Origin of the sequence: Neobacillus rhizosphaerae (genome assembly GCF_937468385.1) — a bacterium.
GTDB lineage: Bacteria > Bacillota > Bacilli > Bacillales > Cytobacillaceae > Neobacillus > Neobacillus rhizosphaerae.
The window spans coordinates 15,142-37,045 of sequence record NZ_CALBWS010000018.1; the positions used below are offsets into that span (position 1 = coordinate 15,142).

Consider the following 21,904-nt stretch of genomic DNA (forward strand, 5'->3'; position numbering starts at 1 on the left):
TAATGATATTTTTAGGGAAGAGACAATACGTCCATTGGTATTGTCTCTTTGGTCTGAAATAGGAGGATGAATAATGATTAAAAACAGAAAAATGTTCTTACCTTATTTGCTGACTTCAATCCTTCAATTTTCGGGAATTATTTTAGCGATGGTCTTAGAGGATTTGTCATCTAAAAAAATGGGAGTTGCCAGATATTTAGTATTTAAAAAGCAGGAGTTTGCCTCTTCGTTTTTTACTCCCTTTTTGATTCAAATCTATACTATCCTTTTCGTTATCGGGGCTATTATTTGTCTACTCCTTCTGATTACTAAAGGGAGAAGCAAGGGGATGGTCTTTTCCCTATTAATTGGTGTGGCGGCTAATATTATTGGAATAATATTTATTCAATTTCAAATGGAACTACAGGCCTATCACTTTTTTGTAATCGGAATGATGATCGTTATTGTAGTTCAGTATGGTTGGCTATTGTTTAATCGTTTTTTTCAAAAAAACTAGACACATCCAAGAAAAAGTAATTTCAGAAAAGCCGAATTCGACCGGAATTCGGCTTTTCTTTGTGAATCATGCTATAATACGGGGATAATAAAAACGGAACTCAAGAGCTTTATGAAAAATTTGGAGTGAACAAAGATGAAAATGGAACAAGGGATCAAAATTCAGCTAAATCAGACATTTCCACTAACGATAAAAAGACTTGGGATAAATGGGGAAGGCGTCGGCTATTTTAAAAAGCAGGTGGTCTTTGTGCCAGGTGCCCTGCCAGGTGAAGAGGTTGTCGTTGAGGCGACAAAAATCAATCCTAAATTTGCTGAAGCAAAAATTAAAAAAATTCGTATTAAATCTCCACATCGTGTCCAGCCACTCTGCCCGGTTTATGATCAATGCGGGGGCTGTCAGCTTCAGCATATGCAATACGACCAGCAGCTTAAAGAGAAAAGGGATATTGTCATCCAGTCCCTTGAACGTCATACGAAGCTTGCAATCGACAAATTGGATATCCGTGAAACGATAGGTATGGAGGATCCATGGGGCTACCGCAATAAAAGCAGTTTTCAAGTTCGTCAAAAAGATAATAAGGTCTTGGCCGGTCTATATGGACTTAATTCGCATCAATTGATTGATATCGACCAATGTGCTGTCCAGCATGCACAGACAAATGAAGCGACCGCAACAGTGAAACAGATTTTAGAGGATTTGAAAATTCCTATTTATAATGAGAAATCAAGAAAAGGAATTATCCGAACCATCGTTACCCGTGTAGGAGTTCAAACTGGGGAACTACAGATTGTATTAATTACAGCACAAAAAGAGTTGCCAAAAAAGGATGTTATTTTACAGGAAATCCAAAAACGCCTGCAGAATGTGAAATCAGTCGTCCAAAATATAAATGGGCAAAAAACATCGCTTATTTTTGGAGAAGAAACGGTGCCGCTCGCCGGAGAAGAATTTATCCAAGAAACTTTAGGGGATCTACAATTCGAGCTGTCAGCTAGAACTTTCTTCCAATTAAATCCTAGTCAAACGATAAAGCTCTATAATGAAGTGAAAAAAGCAGCGGGTCTTACGGGGAAAGAAAAAGTGGTCGATGCTTATTGTGGCGTGGGTACAATCGGATTATGGCTTGCCGACCAGGCAGCTGAAATTCGTGGTATGGACATCCTCCCGGAATCGATTGATGATGCGAAGAAAAGCGCTAAGCGTCACGGATTCACCAATACCAAATACGTACCGGGAAAAGCAGAGGAAGTACTGCCAAAATGGTTCAAAAAAGGCTGGAAGCCAGATGTCGTCGTAGTGGATCCACCAAGAACGGGCCTTGATGGCCAGTTGATTCAAACTATTTTACAAGTAAACCCTGAAAAACTCATCTATGTTTCTTGTAACCCGTCAACCTTGGCAAAAGACATCCAATCTTTGAGTTCAAAATATGAAGTGAAGTATATCCAGCCGGTGGATATGTTCCCGCAGACAAGCCACGTTGAATGTACAGTGTTACTTAAATTAAATGAGACAAGGTAATTATTGTCTCTTACGAATTAGATATCATCGTTGGGGTGGCAAAATTGTAATGGATTTTAATAGTGCCACCATCGAATACATTAATTTGGCTTATTAGACTTTGTAGCACTTGTTTTAGTACTGTTTCATCGTCTATATCAAGATTTGCAAAGCGTTCGACTTGTCTTTTAAAGGTATGGAGTTGTTGTTCCATATCTTTTTTTGTGTCTAGTCGAGTAGCTGCCCACCAATTTACTACAACAAAGTGAAGAAAAATACTGTAAATGTGACAATACTTCCTAAGACATGCTCCTTTGCAGATACTAATATGTTAGTTGGGCTTTGACTAATCATCAGCACTATAGGCATTGGTTTATTCAGAAGAAGAAAAACTATAATGAGATAATTCTTTATAAAGAGCATTTACATTTTTCGTAGATGCTCTTTAATATTTATATTTATAATATATGCCATTTTATACTATTATTAAAATGAGGTGGTAATTATATGATAAAGAGTAGAAGTATGTCGAAAAAGTTTATAAGTAGCTTTATTTTATTTATAGTTATACCCTTTATTATCACTAGTGTTGTTGTTAATAAGCTTTATGAAGGAGTTTTGGTTTCTCACTACAATGAAAAGACTCAGCAAAATATGGAACAGCTATCAATGGATATTGAGCTTGAGTTAAGGCAGATATCCCTCAATGTAGCAAAGGTTTCAAATGAAAATGAACTATTACCCCTTGTAAATAGTTGGTATGAGGAAAAGGATTCTGTTAAAAAGCTTGAAATTTCTACAAAGATAGAATCAAAGCTTGATTATTTATTTGCCTATCAAGGGGAGGTAAATTCAATAGTATTTTTTTCAAAGAATGGCCAGATATTTAAGTATAATGACCCTCTATATAAAAATGATTCTGATGTAAAAGACAGTTCATTGTATAAGGAATCTATAAAAAATAAAGACAAAGTATTTAGTATAAATAATTTTAATAGCTCTGATGATGTAAATGCTTATAGAATTGATTTTTTATTTGGAATTAGTCCCGAATACAGTTGGTACAATACAGCTACTGAGTTTATATATTATGAAATTAAAACAGAGGCACTACATTCTATCTATTCAAGATTTACAAATGATTCTGTAGGAAAAATGATTATCGCTGATTCTAAGGGGGAAATTGTAATATCACCGGATAAAAGTTTGCTTGGAAAAAATGTTTCTCAAGTAGAATATCTTAAGGATATTAATAATAAGGACAATAATATTTATAAATATAATTATAAAAAAGACACTAAGTATATATCAAAATACACCTCAGAAAAGTCAGGATGGACTGTTATCAATATAATTGACTATAAGGCACTAACAAAGGATACAACTAACATTATAAAAATACTATTTTCCATATTTGTAGTATTCAATTTATTTTTTATTTTATATTGTAAAACCTTCTTTAAAGATATTTTAAAGCCAATAAAAGAACTTATAAAAAAAATGAAAGGTATTAAAGATGGAAGGCTTGATGAAATCACAAATATAAATACTAATTTGGAAGAAATTAATGAGCTAGGAAGTAACTATAATAAGATGATTAATGATATTAAGAACCTTATGGTAGAGAGGGATTTGAAGGAAAGAGAACGTTCTAAGGAAGAAATGAAGGTCTTACAAGCTCAAATAAATCCCCACTTCATTTATAATACCTTAAATGTAATTAAATTAATGGCAATGATCTCAAAGGCAGAGAGCATTAGAAAGGTAACAGATTCCTTTATGAAGCTTTTATCTGCAACCTTTAGAAATGAATCCACCTTTATTACTGTAAGAGAAGAATTGGAATATCTTGATAATTATGCAGATATAATGAAGGTTCGGTTTGGAGATGATTTCAATTTAGTGGTTAAGGTGGAGGAAGAAGTAAGAAATCTTTATATTATAAAATTGATATTACAGCCTATAGTTGAGAATGCAATCGTTCATGGAATTAATGAAATTGATGGAGCAAAAAATATCATTATAGCTGGATATGTGTCAGAGGAAAATCTTATCTTTGAAGTTGAAGACAATGGTAGAGGGATAACAGAAGAAGAAGTTGAAAGTATTTTTACAAGTAAAGAAAAAAGCAACACAAGCTTTAATCATATTGGAATAAAAAATATTGAAAGCAGGATAAGACTGAATTGTGGACAAGGGTATGGAATAAAAATAGAAAGTGAAAAGAATAAATTCACAAAAGTAAAACTTATACTTCCTATACTAATGAAACAGGAGAGCTAAGTATGTATAAAATGCTTTTAGTTGAAGATGAGCCTATTGTAAGACTTGCTTTAAAGTCCTTGATAGATTGGAATAATTATGGTTTCGATGAGGTTTTAGAGGCATCTAATGGAAATAAAGCTTTAGAGATAATTAAAGCTAGAGGAGATATTGATATAGTAATAACAGACATTAATATGCCAGTTATGAATGGCATTGAGCTTATTGAGGAAAGTAGACGGCATGACATTAATACTGAGTTTTTAGTGTTAAGCGCTTATGATGATTATACACTTGTAAGAAGTGCCTTTAAGCTCGGAATAAATGATTATATTTTAAAAACAGAAATGGAACCGGATAAAATTCTTAAAATGGTTATGGCTGCTTTAGAGGACAAAAAAAGAAAAAAAGGTAGTAAAAATCATAGTGTTAATAGAAATGAACTAGTTAGGAAATTAATTGCTGGAGATTTTACTGAGAAGGATTTAGAGAATAGTACACTAAGATTAAAAGGAGAAAATTATATTTGCTGTTCTCTACTTATTGACAGTTTTAAGATAGTTAAGAATAGGTATGAGGATAATAATCTTAAGGAACTTATGAGTTCTGTAACAAATGCTGTTATTCAACTGTTTGAAGTAGTAAATATGGGAGAAATTCTACCAATGTCTCCAGAAGAATATGGGATTATTTTAGCCTTCGACAATTCATATGTTAACTGTTTAAAGGAAAAACTTTCAGATATTTTAAATAAAATAAGAAATGCTCTTCTAAATTTCTTAAATATTGAAGTAACTATTGGTATAAGTGAGGTTAGCAGCGATATTACAAAGATAAGCTCACTAATTGATGAAGCACAGAAAAATGCTAGATTTAGATTTATTTATGGCAAGGGAAAAAATATTTATCCTGAGAATGTAGAAGAGTTTAATAAGATAAGGAAAAATAAGAATAACAATATAACTCAACATATAGTTATAGAAATGAGTAAGGACAATGGGCTTTTTAAAGCGTTGGATAGGTTAGATGAAGAAAAGTGTTTAGAAGAGATGAAAAGGGTTTTTCAGTTGAATGAACTATCCGGAGCAAGTGAAATTGAAAGCGTTTATATTTATTATTTAGAGATAGTATTAATGGTAATTTACTACATAATTAAGGATGAAGAATATAATCTTGAAGCTATTATTGATGAAGATTTGGATTTTTATAGCGAAGTAAGAAAATTTGATACTAAATTAGAAATAGAGGAATGGATACTAATGCTTCTAACAAGAGTTATTAATTCTTTAAGAAAAATAAACCAGAGGGAGAATGCGGCAATTAAAAAGGCAAAGGATTTTATTCATAATAATTATGGTGATAGAGTTACCCTAGATATGGTAAGTAAATCTATAGGCTTTAGTAAGGCATATTTCAGTAAAATATTCACAGAAGAAACAGGGTATAACTTTACTACATATTTAACTAATATAAGGATAGAAAAGGCCAAGGAGTTTTTAGCTAAAACTGATATGAAGATATATGAGATATGTGATAAAATCGGTTATCCTAACATTGAACATTTCAGCAGAACCTTTAAAAAACTTGTAGGCATTAGCCCTATGCAGTATAAAAATGACAGAATGAGGAGGTGTTCCAAGTGAATGGAGGAAAAATAATGAAAGGATTATTTAGCTTTGATGGACCATTGTACAAGTTTTGTGTATTAGTTTATGAAACCTTTATGTTGAATTTATTATGGTTTATAGGAAGCTTGCCAATAGTGACAATTGGAGTTTCCACTTCTGCACTATATTATGTTTATGGAAAAAAGGTAAGAGAAAATAGCTACAACATATATAGTGACTTTATTAAGGGATACAAAGAAAATTTTAAGCAAGCTTTACCTATAGGAGCTGTTATAACAATAATTTTATCTTTCAGTATTTATAACATATTTAAATTGAATAAAATGGGCAGTGCTTATCTATGGCTTCAGGGCTTTCAACTATTTATTATCTTTCAAATCCTACTTATAAGTGTTTTTATATTCCCTTTAATAGCAAGGATTAATATGAAGCTTATTGATATACTTAAGAATTCACTTATATTAGCTTATAAACACATAGTTATAAGTGCTACCTCTGTGGCACTCCTTATAGCACTAATATTGTTTACCATATATAAGCCTTCCTTTGGATTATTTTTCGTTAGCTTTTATGCTCTAGTTTCCACCTATTTTATTGAGAAGGTACTTAAAAGATATATTAAAATCCAAACCTAGTAATAAAAACACCTGTACTTTTGCGAGGGCACTGAAAAACCTCCGGTTTTTAAAGGGGCTCTTTATCGTACACCCAAAAAGACGACTTAAAAATTCACATATGTGAATTTTGAGTCGTCTTTTTCAATCTTAGGGGGCTATTTTGCCTTCGGGCTTACCTTTAATCAATTATGCTAGTTTAAATCAAGAGGATAATATAAATCAAAAAAACATTAATATATATCATTCAATAAAATTGTAAAAATATTTAAAGTATAACTATAAAGTGCGAAGGAGGAAAAAAAGTGGTTAAAAAGAAATTATTAAAAAAATTAAGCTTAGCTTTAGTAGGAGCAACACTACTAAGCATCGTTGCTGTAGGGTGCTCAAATACAAATAGCGCATCAAACGCTAGCGATAAAAAGGTAACACTAAAAATGGCTCTTTGGGGAGACGACGAGTATAAGTATATGACAGAAACTAGTAAGATAGCAGATGCTTATAAAAAGGTGCATCCAAATGTAACTATTGAAGTGGAAAAAATTGCAAAAACTGAATATGATAATACAATGAAGATAAGAAGCACAGCAAATCAGCTGCCAGATGTATTCCCAATTAGACAAGCAAATCTTTCACTCTATGGTGATACTATGGTACCTCTAAATGATTTAAAGGCAACTGAAAACAATTTATATGCTAAGGAAACTATGATTAAAGGAAATGTAATAGGGTTACCAGAAGCAGTATTTAATGAATTTGTTTTTTACAACAAGAACATTTTCAAAGAATACAATTTAGAAATACCTAAGACTTGGGATGAGTTTTTAAAAGTTTGCCAAACAATAAAAGATGGTAAGAAATATACACCACTTGCAATGGGCTTAAAGGATTCTTGGGTAAATTATCCACTTAATGAATATATGCCAATGCTTGAAGCAGGAGATGGACAATACTACAACAAGATGGCTACTAAGGATGATCCTTTTACAAAAGGACAGCCATTCTACAATGCATATACAAAGATTCAAAAATTATATGATGCTAAGGTTTTTGGAGATGATCCACTTGGCTATGGTTGGGATCAACAAAGAGCAATGTTTGTAGCCGGAAAAGCAGCTATGTTTGCAGCTGGCTCCTGGTATAAGACTGATTATAACCAAAATGGAGGTAAGGATGAGAATTTAGGAGTTTTCTTATTACCAACAAGGAATACTACCAGCGATCCATTCTACACTACTGCAATGACTGAATTCTTCTGGGGAGTTCCTAAAACTAGTAAAAATCAAAAGGAAGCAAAAGAATTCCTTGAATGGTTCTTTGGTGATTATTATACTCAGCTTGTTTCTACTCTTAGTATAAAGCCTACAATGAAGGGTGTAAGTTATAATGATAAATTCTTTACTCAAGCCTTTGATGGTGTTGATGCTAAGTCAGTAACTGTTTTCTATGATGATAAGTATAACAAGGTAAAGAATGCCATGAAATTTGACGTTAATGGCATAGGTCAACAGATGGTGGCAGGGAAAACTAGTTTAGATTCTATTATGAATGATTTAAATGCACAATGGAAAAAAGCAAGAGGTAACTAAAAAGAAAAATAATTAATTTTAAGAAGAATAAGGTGCCTTTAGCTGCTTTATTCTTCTTTTAATTAGCAGGCTAGGAGGCGGGTTATGTTTAAAAATACTGATTTAAAGATGCAGAAGAACTTAGTGCTAGTTACATTTTTATTTATTCCCACTATTTTAATAAGTTTATTTATGATATACCCATTAATAAGGCTAGTAGCATTAAGCTTTACAAGCTGGGATGGACTAAACCCTACAAAAACCTTTGTGGGATTACAAAATTTCAAGAAAATAATATTTGATTCACCGGAGGTATGGGTATCGCTAAAAAATAACGGTGTATATTTTGTGGGGCATTTGCTTTTTATACCTATTGAATTATTTTTAGCATTTTTATTAGACCAAAGAGTGAGATTCAGTAAGATGTTCAAAACTATTACATTTTTACCTTATATAATTAACACAGTTGCAGTTGCATGTATGTTTATCTTTCTTTATAGCTCACAAGATGGAGTGTTAAATAGTATGCTGCAGTTTTTTCATATGGATAAAATAGGATGGCTTAGCGACCCGAAAATTGTTAATTATTCTCTTACTGGAGTTTCTATATGGAAATTTTCTGGTATCCATATAATACTTTTTTTAGCGGCATTTCAATCCCTTCCAACGGACATGATTGAAGCATCTATTATTGATGGAGCAAGCACCTTTAAACAGTTTTATCACATTGTATTACCAAATATAAAGCCTGTTGTTGAAATAGTATTATTTTTGAATGTGAGAGGTGCCTTGCAGATATTTGATATTCCTTATGTTATGACTAGCGGTGGTCCAAATCATGCTAGTGAAACTTTTACAATACAAACAATAAATACAGCCTTTCAATATCAAAATTTTGGATTAGCCTGTGCAATGGCAATTGTATTGATGATAATAATAATAATTTTCTCCATTATTCAAAAAAAATTATTTAACTTAAAGGGGTGAGAAAATGGAAGCTAACTTAGAAATAAAAAAGGAAACCACTATTAATATTACAAGGAGATCTGGTAGTGGAGGAGGAGTACTAAAAATACTCCTATTTATATTTATATCAGCTATAGTAATTTTGCCAATGCTAATTACAGTTTTTGCATCATTTAAAAGCTTACCTCAGATTGGATCAGAATCAGCACTTAAACCACCTACTAGTCTTAATTTTGAAAATTATAAAGAGGTTCTTAAAAGTGCAAATGTGTTTATTGCATTTAAAAATTCCACGATATTGGTTGTAGCTTCAGTTGTTATAAATTCTATACTTAGCACTATGGTTGCATATTGTTTAACTAGATTTGATTTCAAGTTAAAAAAAGCATATTTTGCGATATTCCTAGTTGGATTAATAATACCAGGTATTGTTACTGAAATATCAAGATTTGGATTAATGACTAATATTGGTGTATATGACACTCTTTTAGCACCTATACTCATATATGCCGGTGCAGATTTAATGCAAATATACATTTATAATCAGTTTTTACAGCAGATACCGGTTTCAGTAGATGAAAGTGCCATGATGGATGGAGCATCTTATTTTACAATTTACTGGCGAATAATTTTTCCTATGGTGATTCCTGCAACTGCTACTTTAGGCATACTTAAAGCTGTTGATGTTTTAAATGACATGTATATACCATTTTTATATATGCCAGGAGCGGAGCATAGAACTTTAAGTACTTTACTTTTTAATTGTATATCAGATCCTAGAACTTCTTCTATTCCAAGGCTAAGTGCAGCAGCGGTTATAGTTATGATTCCAACTCTATTAATCTACTTTATATTCCAGAAATATATTTTTAGTGGAATAGCAGCAGGTGCTGTGAAGGAATAGTGAGTGAAAATCCAGTGTTCCGATTAAAAGGAGGAAAAGGCAGTGATAGAAGATTTAAGAAAGGGTAGATTTACTTTACCGGCGGAAACAGGAATTGATAATGAGGTTAAGAGAATTATAGAAAAATGGGGAGCAGATGCCATTAGAAATAGTGATGGTACTATACTATCAAAGGAATTAATGGATATGGCAGTTAAGGTATACACAACCTATTTAACTGTTAGAAATGACCAACAGTGGGCCTATTCCCATAGAGATCAACTGCAAATGCAGTATTTAATGTCTAAGCATAATACCGCTGCAAACGAGGTGTTAGAAATAGACCTTTTAGATGGTTACTTTAATAGACAATTTGAAATAGATAAGGACCATGATATTAAAAGATATTGGGAGGTTATAGATAGAACTAGTGGCGAGTTGTTAGATGTGAACCACTGGGAGTTTGATTGCAACACTCAAAAGGTTGTAATCAACAATGCTAAAAAGTGGCATAGATATACTGTGAGTTTTTTAGCATATCAAGTTTGGGATACAACTCAAATGTATAATCATCTAACAAATAATTGGACTACAGCACCGGAGATGCCTTATGATGCAATCCATGAAGAAACCAGGGAGCATATCTTTAGCTATTTAGATAATTGGCTTAAAGAGAATCCCAGTGTAGATGTTGTTAGATTTACTACATTTTTTTACCACTTCACAATAGCTTATAATGACAAAGCAAAGGAAAAGTTTGTTGATTGGTTTGGATACAGTGCTAGTGTAAGTCCAAAGGCCATGGATGAATTTGAAAAGGTAAAAGGCTACAGGCTGAGAGCAGAAGCTTTCGTTGATGAAGGATATTATAATTCCCCCTTTAGAGTACCTTCTAAGGAATTTTTAGATTGGATTGATTTTGTTCAAGGCTTTGTAGCTGAAAATGCTAAAAAATGTGTTGATTTATGTCATAGCTATGGAAAAGAAGCAATGATGTTTTTAGGTGATAACTGGATTGGAACAGAACCTTATGGAGATTATTTTGGAAACATTGGACTAGATTCAGTGGTAGGCTCTGTGGGAAGCGGAGCTACTTTAAGATTGATTTCCGATATTCCTCACGTAAAATATACAGAAGGAAGATTTCTACCATATTTCTTTCCAGATACCTTTTATGAAGGTGGAAACCCAACAAAGGAAGCAGTAGAAAATTGGGTACAAGCAAGGCGTGCAATACTTAGAAAGCCAGTGGAAAGAATGGGTTATGGTGGATACTTGAGTCTTGCGCTAAAGTTTCCAGAGTTTGTAGAGAAGATAGAAGAAATCACTAATGAGTTTAGAGAAATCCATTACAAGATGGAAGGAACCAAAGCTTATACTGCCAAATTTAAAGTAGCTGTGTTAAATGCTTGGGGAAAGCTTAGAAGCTGGCAGACTAATATGGTGGCACATGCTTTATGGTATAAGAAAATATATTCTTATGTAGGGGTAATAGAATGTTTAAGCGGTATGCCAGTTGATGTGGTATTTATGAGCTTTGAAGATATAAAGAAAAAGGGCATACCGGAAGATATAGGTGTAATTATAAATGCTGGTGATGCTGGCACAGCATGGTCAGGAGATAAGTATTGGGTAGATGATGAAGTAACAGGTAAGCTAAGAGAATGGGTACATAATGGAGGCGGATTCATTGGTATAGGTGAACCAACTGCATATCAGCATCAAGGTAAGTACTTCCAGCTCTCAGATATACTAGGTGTGGATAGAGAAATGGGCTATACATTAAGTTATACCAGACATGATAAGGCTCAAGAGGAGACCCACTTTATATTACAAGATCAAAAGTCAGAGATAGATTTTGGGGAAGGAATGAAGTATGTATATAGGGTTAGCGATAGCACTCAGATTCTTTCAATGGATAATGGAGATATAAATCTTGCTGTGAACGAATTTGGCAAGGGTAGAGCAGTGTATATTTCAGGACTTCCTTATACACCAGAAAACGTAAGAATTTTATTAAGAGCTTTATATTGGGCAGCAGCTAAAGAGGAGGAAATGTTCACTTGGTATACTTCAAACAGCAATACTGAGTGTGCAGCATACCTGCAAACAGGCAATGTGGCAATTATAAATAATTCAGATAAAGTACAGGAAACAGAAGTTTACAGAGATAAAAATAGTGCTGTTAAGCTTTCACTAAATCCTTATGAAATAAAATGGATTTGTATGGAGCTATAAGGAGCGATATTTCAATGATTAATGATAAAATTAAAGGTTTTTTTTATGGTGCGGATTATAATCCGGATCAATGGGATGAAGAAGTTTGGAGAGAAGACATAAGACAGATGAAGGTTCATGGAGTAAATGTTGTAACTCTCCCTGTATTTTCATGGGCTAAATTGCAGCCAAGTGAAGAGGAATTTGATTTTTCGTGGTTAGATAAAATAGTAAATCTTCTATATGAAAATGGTATTTTCATAAACATGGCTACACCAACTGCAGCGCAGCCAGCTTGGATGAGTAAAAAATATCCAGATATTACAAGAACGGATATTTATGGTCGCAAACGTAAACATGGTGGAAGGGTGAATTTTTGTCCAAATAGTTCCCACTATAAGAGATTGTCAAGTACTATAGCTGAAAAAATGGCTGAACATTATAAAAATAACCCAGCAATTGTGTTATGGCATGTTAACAATGAATATGGTGCCTATTGTTACTGTGAAAATTGTAGACAAGCTTTTATACAATGGTTAAAAAATAAATATATAACTTTAGAAAATTTAAATAGATGTTGGTATACAAGCTTTTGGGGTCATACAATATATGACTTTGATGAAATTGAGGTACCATCTGCATTAACAGAGATTTTACCAGGAGCTTTAGCAGGAAGAGATGGAACTTATTTTCAGCCCATGGCTATAGATTACAAAAGGTTCATGTCAAATAGTTTGTTAGAATGTTTTAATGGAGAAGTGCAGGAAATAAGAAAATATCATAAAGAAACATCTATTACTACTAATATATGGAGTATTAGCCATGAGTTAGACTTATTTAGGTGGGGAGAACAATGTGATGTTGCTTCTTGGGATAGTTATCCGTCAAATAAAGATCATCCAAGTGTAATTGCTTTTAGACATGATGTGATAAGAGGATTAAAAAAAGGAAAACCCTTTTTATTAATGGAGCAAACACCTAGTCAGCAAAATTGGCAAGCCTATAATGCTCAAAAAAGACCAGGGGTAATGAGGCTGTTAAGCTATCAAAGTATAGCCCACGGTGCAGATGGAATAATGTTTTTTCAATGGAGGCAATCTCTAGGAGCCTGTGAAAAATATCATGCTGCTATGGTGCCTCATGTTGGACATGAAAATACGCGGATGGGAAAAGAACTAAGCAAATTAGGCAAGGAATTACAATACCTTCAGGATAAAATAATTGATTCTAGAACTGAATCAAAGGTAGCAATAATTATGGATTGGGCTAATTGGTGGGGAGTTGAATATTCAAGTGGACCTAGTGTAGATTTAACATATATTGATAGAATAATGAAATATTATAAAGCCTTATATGATTTAAATATACCGTTAGACATAGTTGAACCTACCTCAGATTTATCAAAATATGAAATAGTAATAGCTCCTCTTTTATATATGGTTAGTGATGCCTCTATAGAAAATATTAATAAATTTGTAAGTAGGGGCGGTACATTCATAACAACATTCTTTAGTGGCATTGTTGATGAAAATGATATTGTAAGACTTGGTGGATATCCAGGTGCCTTTAAGGAACTACTTGGTATATGGGTAGAAGAGGTTGATGCACTATATCCTGATATGAAGAATGGAATAAGGGTAGAAAAGCAGCTGGAGGAAAATGAGAAAACCTTTGAATGTAAATTAATATGCGAAGTAGTTCACAATGAAAATGCAATTGTACTAGGAACCTTCACAGAAGATTACTATAAAGGCTTACCTGCAATAACAGAGAATTCTTATGGAAGTGGAAAGGCCATATATGTGGCATCTGAACCAGAGGACAATTTAATAAAAGTATTAATTGAAAAATATTGCGGAGAAAAGAATATTAAACCTATATTTAAAACTGATGCAGAGGTAGAGATAACCAGAAGAGTGAAGGAAAATAATGAATATATATTTATATTAAACCACAGCAATATTTTACAAAAGGTATCGCTTGGAAAAAACTCATACACTGATTTATTCAATGGAGAGATTTTAGAAAATGAAATAGAAATTGAACCAAAGGATGTATTAATTTTAAAAAACTCGGGTTAGCTACCCGAGATTATACTAAAAGAGTGACAAACACAGGGCTATTCCTTATGGGGTAAGCCTTTTTGTTTTTTGTGGACTCGGAAAACTTTATTATCACTGCGAAACGAAAGAATGCTGGTTTGAGTGGGGGGAAATCTGAAGGTTTTATTTTCGATATAAATAGTAGAAATAAAAAAGGAGAAAAAAATTTACAGGTTTTTTCTCTTTTTTTATAAGGGTTAGGGATAGAGTATTGAGGGTTCATTGATTATTGGTTCATGGACTTTCAGTCCTTTTTTAGATAAATCTAAATTTATAATAAAAAAAACCAAGTATATTGACCAAATGATTGATGTTCTAAGCATCATCTTATTGAAGGTAATCCTTTCCATAAGGAAGAATATATATAATAAAGAATAATGTCGATAAAAAATATGAAAAAGGTTAAGAAATTCATATCAAGAAATTTTCCAGAAAACCTTCCAAGGTTACATTAACTTCCCTAATTGCAACTATTGGAGTATCCATTTTACTTATGTGTTTGTTGAAGCTATCAAGATTTGAGTCAAAGATTGTACATATGATTGGGAAGTAACAATCGCTATTTCTTTACCGTTTTTAATATTGAACCCTTTATTTGGTTTTATCTATTTTTTTTTCATTCAAGGAAAAAGTAAAATCATGTATATCTATTGTTTTTGCATTTATAGCCTTTATGTTTAGATATTTTGTTCCATTTGCTCCATAGAAGCCATTCAGGTAATATCAGGGGGTGAATAATATTCGAAGATTGTCAGCGATATTGGGGATAATTTCAGGAGTGTTATCCATTTGCCTGTGGATCGTTTTTAGCTTCTTCAATCCCTATTCAAATGAAAGAGATATCGAACCCATATCAAATACTTTTATTATGCTATATCTTCCTGCCTGTATGGCAATCATTTCTTCTTTAAATTCCAAAAAGGTATTAATGCTGATTGCTTTCATTTGGTCGTTACCAATCAGTTTGTATGTAGCGATGACTCCGAGCATATTTGCTTTGTTTGGAGTTACATGTTTTGCCTACTTACTCAGTTATTTGCTAATGCTTTCGAAAAGGTAACTACCTTTTTTAATGAAAAGAAAAAATTCTACTAAATAATGGGGGTGATTGTCAGTGATCAAAGATTTACGAAATTCCATAAATCGATTAACAGAAAGTGAAGCAAAGACTATTTTACTACATACGTTAATGCGAATAGAAATGATACAAGAATCCAATGAATCACAAAAGCAGATGATTGCTGATTTATTCTCATGGTGTAACGAAATATTACGCCTAAATAGAAGGAATGTTAAAAGAGAATACAAAACTGTACATATCGTGTGTGGAGAATCTCCTGCAGGTTCTTTACGAGTTGGCTTAGAGCGGGGACAACTAACCCTCAGTTCGTCAATAAAAACGACTCTCTCAAAGCGATTATAATACTTTTGAGAGGGTCTTCTTTACATATGAAAAGCTATTTGCTGATTGCTTTATTTACCCGCTGACGAAGTGGTGGAGCTGCTTATGGAAGGGAAAAGCAATAAACAAATAGCTAGTAGCTTGTTTTTAACGAAGGGTACGGTTAAAAACTATATTTCTCGAATTCTAGACAAGCTCGAGCTCAACAACCGCACTGAGCTGGTGTTATATTTGCAGAATATGCATAAGACGTAGAAAATCGATAAAAATAATAACAGAAAGCAGAAGCCAATTTAGGTTTCTGCTTTTTTAGTGTTTGGGTTTAAATATAGGGAACCATCACAAGTAACGGTTCACTGGTAACGGTTAACCAAAGCCTTTTTCCTTGAAAGTAGCAGCGTTAAGACCTTGGTTTTTGCGTGTTCCTTGGGGCTTGTGGACGGACTTCTTCCTTTTTTACCAGCTTTAAATAGTTAATAATTATCAGATAATAGTAGATATTTTACTATATAAATAATTATAATAGTAGATATAGTGATATTTGGTACAGTAAAGGTGTGTTCCTAGGTGGCGCCTTTCTTTTTGTAACACCTAAGCTTTTGCAAATATAGGGGATAAGGAAGCGGTTTTAATGAGCAACATACAGAATAAATCAGACGTTATCTTAATTGGTGCCGGAGTCATGAGCGCGACTTTGGGATCATTACTGAAAGAGTTAGCACCGGAATGGGAAATCAAAGTGTTTGAGAAACTCGCAAACGCAGGAGAAGAAAGCACTAACGAATGGAATAATGCGGGTACGGGCCATTCTGCACTGTGCGAACTTAACTATACATCCGAAAAATCTGACGGATCTATAGATATTAGCAAAGCTATAAAAATTAATGAACAGTTTCAGGTTTCAAGACAGTTTTGGTCTTATCTTGTAAACAGCAATCTTATTCGTAATCCGCAGGACTTTATCAAGCCAATACCTCATATGAGTTTAGTACAAGGGGAAAAAAACGTAACTTTTTTGAAAAAACGTTTTAAAGCGCTATCAAACAATCCCTTGTTTCAAGGAATGGAATTTTCCGATGACCATGAAAAACTGACGGAATGGATTCCGCTTATCATGGAAGGCCGTACATTGAATGAACCGATAGCGGCAACAAAAATCGACTCTGGAACGGATGTCAACTTTGGTGCATTAACACGCATGCTGTTTGAGCACCTAAAGAGTAAAAACGTCGAGATCAACTATAAGCATAGTGTGGAGGATATTAAACGTACTAGCGACGGCTTATGGGAATTGAAAGTGTGGAATATGGATACTGGTAACATCGAACGTCATACTGCAAAATTCGTCTTTATTGGCGGTGGGGGAGGAAGTCTGCCTTTACTGCAAAAAACCGGTATTCCTGAGTCAAAACATATTGGAGGATTCCCGGTAAGCGGACTATTTATGGTATGTAATAATCCGGAAGTTGTAGCGCAGCATCATGCAAAAGTATATGGTAAAGCTAAGGTTGGTGCTCCGCCAATGTCTGTTCCGCATCTTGATACAAGATATATCGACAACAAAAAAACATTGCTGTTTGGACCGTTTGCCGGCTTCTCGCCAAAGTTCTTAAAAACTGGTTCAAATTTTGATTTGATAGGTTCCGTAAAAACGAATAATGTTCTCACTATGTTGGCAGCAGGCGTAAAAGAGATGGCATTGACAAAATACCTGATCCAGCAAGTTATGTTATCGAATGAAAAGCGCATGGAAGAATTGCGCGAGTTTATACCGAACGCCCAAAGCGAGGATTGGGGTATAGTGGTTGCAGGTCAACGTGTACAAGTGATCAAAGATACTGAGGCCGGCGGTAAAGGAACACTTCAATTTGGTACGGAAGTTATTAGTGCCGCTGATGGCTCGATCGCTGCATTGCTCGGCGCTTCTCCGGGTGCTTCTACTGCCGTTCACGTAATGCTTGAAGTATTAGAAAAATGCTTCCCACAACATTTTGAAGAGTGGGAATCGAAAATAATAGAAATGATTCCTTCTTATGGCGTGTCACTAGTGGAAAACCCAGAGCTTTTCCAAGAAATTTATACTTCAACAGCGCAGACACTTGGTCTAAGCGAAAAAGAACTGGTCTATAGTTAATTCTTTGGATGTTGAAACAAAGGTATTGAATAAAAAGTTTAAGCAACATTTTTCGTCAATGGACAATCGTTTCTATGATGAAGAGATTGAAAAAGGCAATGAATGAAAAAAACAGAGATAAAATAAAAAATTTACTTAAGGAATTGAGTAAATAATAGAATTTCATTGGAAATAAAACATAGAACCTTTAATCTATCTTTGGATTGAAGGTTCTTTTCTGTGGAAAAGGAGCGGAGCGCCGCAAAAATGAATCACTTTAACCAGTTAAAGTGAAATACCCATTTCACTAGACGAAAGATGTGAAGTCTAGCTCTGCTCTCACCGCCTTTATTAGGTGACTACGGCTTGTTCTCTAAATTTATTTCCATGGTAGGGTTGGGAGTTGAGGCTCATTATAGTTTTTTTAATATTCGCAGTTAGAGTTTAGTACATAGATTTAACATAGGTGATTTACATCGAAAAAAGTGGTCTATTTACAGTCATTAGAAAAAATGCAGAATTTGTCGAAATTAGTAGTTTTTTGTATTATAGTAACAATGTCGCATAAAAGAACTCGCTACTGGAGGATAAAAGTCATGGGGAAATTGTATAAGATTTATTTAGATACAGAGAAAGGCATTTTGTTTGTAAAAGCGAGTGGCTTCTTTAAAGAGGAAGATGCAAAAGTATACATAAGCGAGTTTCAAACAACTGTAAATACTATTAATCCTTCAATCTATAATTTAATTCTTGATGTAAGTGAACAAGAGGCAGTGGCTACACATGTATTTGATGATATTAGATTTGCGTTAAGGTTATATTCATCTGCAAAGTTTAAAAAGATTGTGGTCATCAATCCAACCTCTGCAGTTTCAAAAATGCAAATTGATCATTGTGCAAAGGAAATTAAATTCACAGCTGTATTTGTAGATTCCGCTGAAGAAGCGTACAGTTTATGAAACTGTTAGTATTACCAAAGAAGATCATTTTGACTAGAAAAATAATTCAACACTATAAATGGCTATAATTATACGGGATAAAATGTTAAAAGCTATTCTATCAATGAACCATTACATTCTGTTAAAATGAGTATATTCATTTTTAGAAATCAGAACTGGAATGGTGAACAAGCCTTGAATTTCTTACCGATATCCAGTGTTGTTACCACATACACTCCTGACACGTAGGATGTGTGACACTCCTCATATTAAAAAAGGCAACTAATCCATTATTTTGGGATGTTGCCTTTTTACGTTTCGTGAATCGAATTTACGAAGCTTATTTATATATGAATTATGTTATACATCCTAAAGGTGTCGTTATTGCCTAACTGGGGGAGCACTTCAGAGTTAGGTAAGTTCTTGATTAATCAGTGATTTCTATTTGAGTAAAATAAGCTTCAATCAGTTGTTCGAGCTTTTGGAGATGTACTTTTTCAGAAAATAGCTGACCTGATTTCAATGATAAAAGAGCACTTTCAACTAGAAATTGGCGTGGATTTTTAGAGTCCAATAATTCTTCCTGTATAAAATCTAGCAAATTGGCGTATTTTAAATGATCATGATTCAGATTCTTTTTTACTGCTAATAAAGTTTGGTAAAGATTCTGTTGAAAAGCTTGGTCTTTTTTCTTGCAATTAGGTAACCAACTGTCTAATTGTTCAGGATCAATTAAGCGGTCCCCTGTTTCAGTCACTTCGTCAACGATTTTGACCAAACGCTCAACGCTGTAGCGAATCACTCGGTTGACACTGGAACCTGATTCATTGGCCATATAATTATATTTAAGGTTATTTTGCAGAATCCCCATAAACATAATCGCACAATCTAACAAAAAGGCTTTCTTACTATTGCCGAAAATGTCGACGAAACGTTCGTAAAGCCAGCGAATCCAGTTGAGGTGACCTTGTTTTATGTAATCTAGAAGATCTACATCATTCGATACCATCACTTCATCGAAAAGGGCAATTAACTTGTTTCTTTTATTCATCTTCATTTGCAATTCAATTTGCGCAATAAAAATGTCAATATCTGAGGGATCTTGACCTATCAGCAGGTCATTCCGATCCTTTTCAAGCTTCTGATAAATTGATTTGAAAATAGCTAGTAATAACTCGGTTTTAGATGAAAAATAATTATAAAATGTTCCTTTCGAAATTCCGCTATAATCTAAAATTTCCTGAATGGATGTGGCTTGAAACCCCTTATCCATAAATAATTGGTGTGCCATCTTAATGACATTTTGCTTCCGGTCAATCATATAATCACCTTTATTTTAAATTATACTACCTGTATAAAGTTATAGTAGCCTATTCCCATGATTTTTACAAATCCAGTATTTTCATAGATATTTTTAAAAGGCAATATTTGAACTGATGGTATAGTATATGGTTTTGTGAAATTGAATGTAAAAGAAGTAGCTACTACTGCAATAAAGCATGTAGTAGGGAAACTTACATCTGCTGCAATGGATGAAATGAAGCAGCAAACTGATTTTAATAGAAGGCAACTAACTGGCGTTGCCTTTTTCTATTTCCTGAAAAGGGCTTAGGCATCTTCTATTAATCTTCAGGATTGACTAGGAACCATTAGAAATGATTGATTATTCATTCATTTTACTATACATTTATTTAAAGAGTTGTGAAAATTCAAAAAGTTAAAAAGGATTGAAGTAATTGCATTTGTAAAACGGTGAAAGGGGTGTAATCGAAATCCATGATTCATTTGCATATGACTGAAGATGTTATTTGTGTTGAGGGGAATGTTGTAAGGTCTGGCCTGAAAGTAGGTACGGTTTATTCTTTTTTGGTAGATGGGATGTTAATCGATACAGGACCACAATCTCTTGAAGATGATTTTATTTCTTTTTATAAGAATAATTCGTTTGACTTGGTTACATTAACACATAGTCATGAGGACCATAGCGGAAATGCTCCATGGATACAAGCAAACAGAAATGTTCCCATTTATGTTCATCCAGAGGGAATAGATATTTGTACACAGTCTAGTCCGTATCCAAAGTATCGGCAGATTACCTGGGGAGTGCGCAAAGAATTCCAAGCAATGCCGCTTGGAGATATGATTCAATCTCGAAGACAAGAATGGACTGTGATTTATACACCCGGCCATGCCCATGACCATGTCTCTTTACTTCATGAAGACACAGGTAGGCTATTTTCCGGTGATTTGTTTGTTTCTACGAAGACAAAGGTAATCATGGAAAGTGAATCGATTCCAGTTATTATGGAGTCTATTCGAACCCTGCTCTCTTACGATTTTGAGTCGATGTTTTGCTGTCATGCTGGGTACATACAGAATGGAAAAGGGATGATGAAGCAAAAGTTGGATTATCTTGACAATCTTTACGGGGAAGTGAAAAATCTGCACAAAGACGGACTCACAATTGCCGAAATCAATCAAAAGCTTTTTCCGAAAAAGTACCCAATTATTGCTTTTTCCGGAGGGGAATGGGACTCCTTGCATATCATTTTTTCCATTATTTCCTCTATAGAAAAAACGCACGTTAACTAAATTGACTCTGAATTAAGAGGTGTGTCAGGAACCACTACCCTAAGATTTAAAATAGATAGTGTAGAAATTAAAAGGGGGATATATAATGGCAAGAAACGCTTATGATGCAAAGGGAATAAAAGCTGCTGGGCCATATTCACATGCAGTAGATGCTGGAAAACTAGTTTATTTATCTGGTCAAACACCGATAAACGGGGCTTCAGGGGAAATAATGAAAGGTGATATTAAAGCGCAAACGCAGCAATGTTTTGCTAATTTATTTGAAGTATTGGAGTCAGCAAACCTTAACCATGATGATGTTGTTAAGGTAAATGTATATCTAACAGATATGAATAATTTTTCTGCGATGAATGAAGTATATGAAACCCAATTTTCTAAACCATTTCCTGCCAGGACGACAGTGGCAGTTTTGGCACTTCCACTTGGCGCAGAGGTAGAAATCGAAATGATTGCCAAAAGGCCATAAAATTTAAAGGTATCTACAGCAGCCTCCATGGTTAATCTATGGAGGCTGCTGTACTGAAACTCTTAATTAGAAGTTTTTTTTCGCTAATTTATTCAAGTCCTGGGGATATCCTTGACTGGACTGGAGAACCATAAGGGGAAAAAAGGTGGTCTTA

At 33.8% G+C, this 21,904-nt stretch carries 18 protein-coding genes and 1 pseudogene; 17 read left to right on the plus strand and 2 right to left on the minus strand.

The genetic code is table 11. From position 1 onward, the window contains the following. Positions 1-73 precede the first annotated feature (73 nt). The 10 genes from M5A78_RS13965 (at position 74) to M5A78_RS14010 (ending at position 14,218) form a co-directional block, all read left to right on the plus strand. Positions 74-496 carry a hypothetical protein gene (locus M5A78_RS13965; protein WP_248735888.1) on the plus strand — a complete coding sequence of 141 codons (423 nt, stop codon included), beginning with the start codon at positions 74-76 and terminating at the stop codon, positions 494-496. A 135-nt stretch (positions 497-631) separates the two neighbouring features. After that, positions 632-2,020 (plus strand): 23S rRNA (uracil(1939)-C(5))-methyltransferase RlmD, encoded by a 1,389-nt coding sequence (gene rlmD / locus M5A78_RS13970; protein WP_248735889.1) that lies wholly within the window; start codon positions 632-634, stop codon positions 2,018-2,020. A gap of 486 nt (positions 2,021-2,506) precedes the next feature. After that, the gene (locus M5A78_RS13975; RefSeq protein ID WP_248735890.1) at positions 2,507-4,282 is read left to right on the plus strand and encodes a sensor histidine kinase; all 1,776 of its coding nucleotides are present in this window, start codon (positions 2,507-2,509) and stop codon (positions 4,280-4,282) included. A gap of 2 nt (positions 4,283-4,284) precedes the next feature. Next, positions 4,285-5,904, plus strand: coding sequence for a response regulator transcription factor (locus M5A78_RS13980; protein WP_248735891.1), 1,620 nt, complete (start codon positions 4,285-4,287; stop codon positions 5,902-5,904). Beyond that, complete coding sequence (locus M5A78_RS13985; RefSeq protein WP_248735892.1) at positions 5,901-6,524, plus strand: YesL family protein; 624 nt, start codon at positions 5,901-5,903, stop codon at positions 6,522-6,524. Before M5A78_RS13980 ends, M5A78_RS13985 begins: the two co-directional genes overlap by 4 nt. A 284-nt stretch (positions 6,525-6,808) precedes the next feature. Beyond that, entirely contained in the window at positions 6,809-8,092 is a 1,284-nt protein-coding gene (locus tag M5A78_RS13990; RefSeq protein ID WP_248735893.1) for an ABC transporter substrate-binding protein, read from the plus strand. An 84-nt stretch (positions 8,093-8,176) separates the two neighbouring features. Continuing rightward, positions 8,177-9,058, plus strand: a complete 882-nt coding sequence (locus M5A78_RS13995; protein ID WP_248735894.1) for a carbohydrate ABC transporter permease — start codon at positions 8,177-8,179, stop codon at positions 9,056-9,058. Between the two features lie 4 nt (positions 9,059-9,062). Beyond that, entirely contained in the window at positions 9,063-9,941 is an 879-nt protein-coding gene (locus M5A78_RS14000) for a carbohydrate ABC transporter permease (RefSeq protein ID WP_248735895.1), read from the plus strand. A gap of 42 nt (positions 9,942-9,983) precedes the next feature. After that, positions 9,984-12,158 (plus strand): 1,3-beta-galactosyl-N-acetylhexosamine phosphorylase, encoded by a 2,175-nt coding sequence (gnpA, locus tag M5A78_RS14005; RefSeq protein WP_248735896.1) that lies wholly within the window; start codon positions 9,984-9,986, stop codon positions 12,156-12,158. A gap of 14 nt (positions 12,159-12,172) precedes the next feature. Then, entirely contained in the window at positions 12,173-14,218 is a 2,046-nt protein-coding gene (locus tag M5A78_RS14010) for a beta-galactosidase (RefSeq protein ID WP_248735897.1), read from the plus strand. An 843-nt stretch (positions 14,219-15,061) separates the two neighbouring features. On the opposite strand, the gene M5A78_RS24735 is transcribed toward M5A78_RS14010, so the two are convergent. Beyond that, a complete protein-coding gene (locus M5A78_RS24735; RefSeq protein ID WP_264760460.1) occupies positions 15,062-15,184 on the minus strand; it encodes a hypothetical protein in 123 nt (40 codons plus the stop codon). Positions 15,185-15,347: 163 nt separating this feature from the next. Here M5A78_RS24735 and M5A78_RS14015 point away from each other — a divergent pair, with 163 nt between their 5' ends. The 4 genes and pseudogenes from M5A78_RS14015 (at position 15,348) to M5A78_RS14030 (ending at position 18,713) form a co-directional block, all read left to right on the plus strand. Continuing rightward, positions 15,348-15,662: a DUF1835 domain-containing protein gene (locus M5A78_RS14015; RefSeq protein WP_248735898.1), complete on the plus strand. Its 315-nt coding sequence runs from the start codon at positions 15,348-15,350 to the stop codon at positions 15,660-15,662. 78 nt (positions 15,663-15,740) lie between these two features. Then, positions 15,741-15,896 (plus strand): annotated as a pseudogene (locus M5A78_RS14020) (response regulator transcription factor); the annotation flags it as partial. Between the two features lie 376 nt (positions 15,897-16,272). Next, complete coding sequence (locus M5A78_RS14025) at positions 16,273-17,775, plus strand: malate:quinone oxidoreductase (protein ID WP_248735899.1); 1,503 nt, start codon at positions 16,273-16,275, stop codon at positions 17,773-17,775. A 575-nt stretch (positions 17,776-18,350) separates the two neighbouring features. Then, positions 18,351-18,713, plus strand: a complete 363-nt coding sequence (locus M5A78_RS14030) for a hypothetical protein (protein WP_248735900.1) — start codon at positions 18,351-18,353, stop codon at positions 18,711-18,713. A 406-nt stretch (positions 18,714-19,119) separates the two neighbouring features. Here M5A78_RS14030 and M5A78_RS14035 read toward each other — a convergent pair whose 3' ends face one another. Then, positions 19,120-20,013: a TetR/AcrR family transcriptional regulator gene (locus M5A78_RS14035; RefSeq protein WP_248735901.1), complete on the minus strand. Its 894-nt coding sequence runs from the start codon at positions 20,011-20,013 to the stop codon at positions 19,120-19,122. Positions 20,014-20,148: 135 nt separating this feature from the next. On the opposite strand from M5A78_RS14035, the gene M5A78_RS14040 reads away from it, so the two are divergent. From M5A78_RS14040 to M5A78_RS14050, 3 genes are all read left to right on the plus strand, one after another. Then, positions 20,149-20,304 carry a hypothetical protein gene (locus M5A78_RS14040; RefSeq protein ID WP_248735902.1) on the plus strand — a complete coding sequence of 52 codons (156 nt, stop codon included), beginning with the start codon at positions 20,149-20,151 and terminating at the stop codon, positions 20,302-20,304. A 164-nt stretch (positions 20,305-20,468) separates the two neighbouring features. After that, complete coding sequence (locus M5A78_RS14045) at positions 20,469-21,284, plus strand: MBL fold metallo-hydrolase (RefSeq protein ID WP_248735903.1); 816 nt, start codon at positions 20,469-20,471, stop codon at positions 21,282-21,284. A gap of 85 nt (positions 21,285-21,369) precedes the next feature. Then, positions 21,370-21,750, plus strand: a complete 381-nt coding sequence (locus M5A78_RS14050; protein ID WP_248735904.1) for a Rid family detoxifying hydrolase — start codon at positions 21,370-21,372, stop codon at positions 21,748-21,750. Positions 21,751-21,904 lie beyond the last annotated feature (154 nt).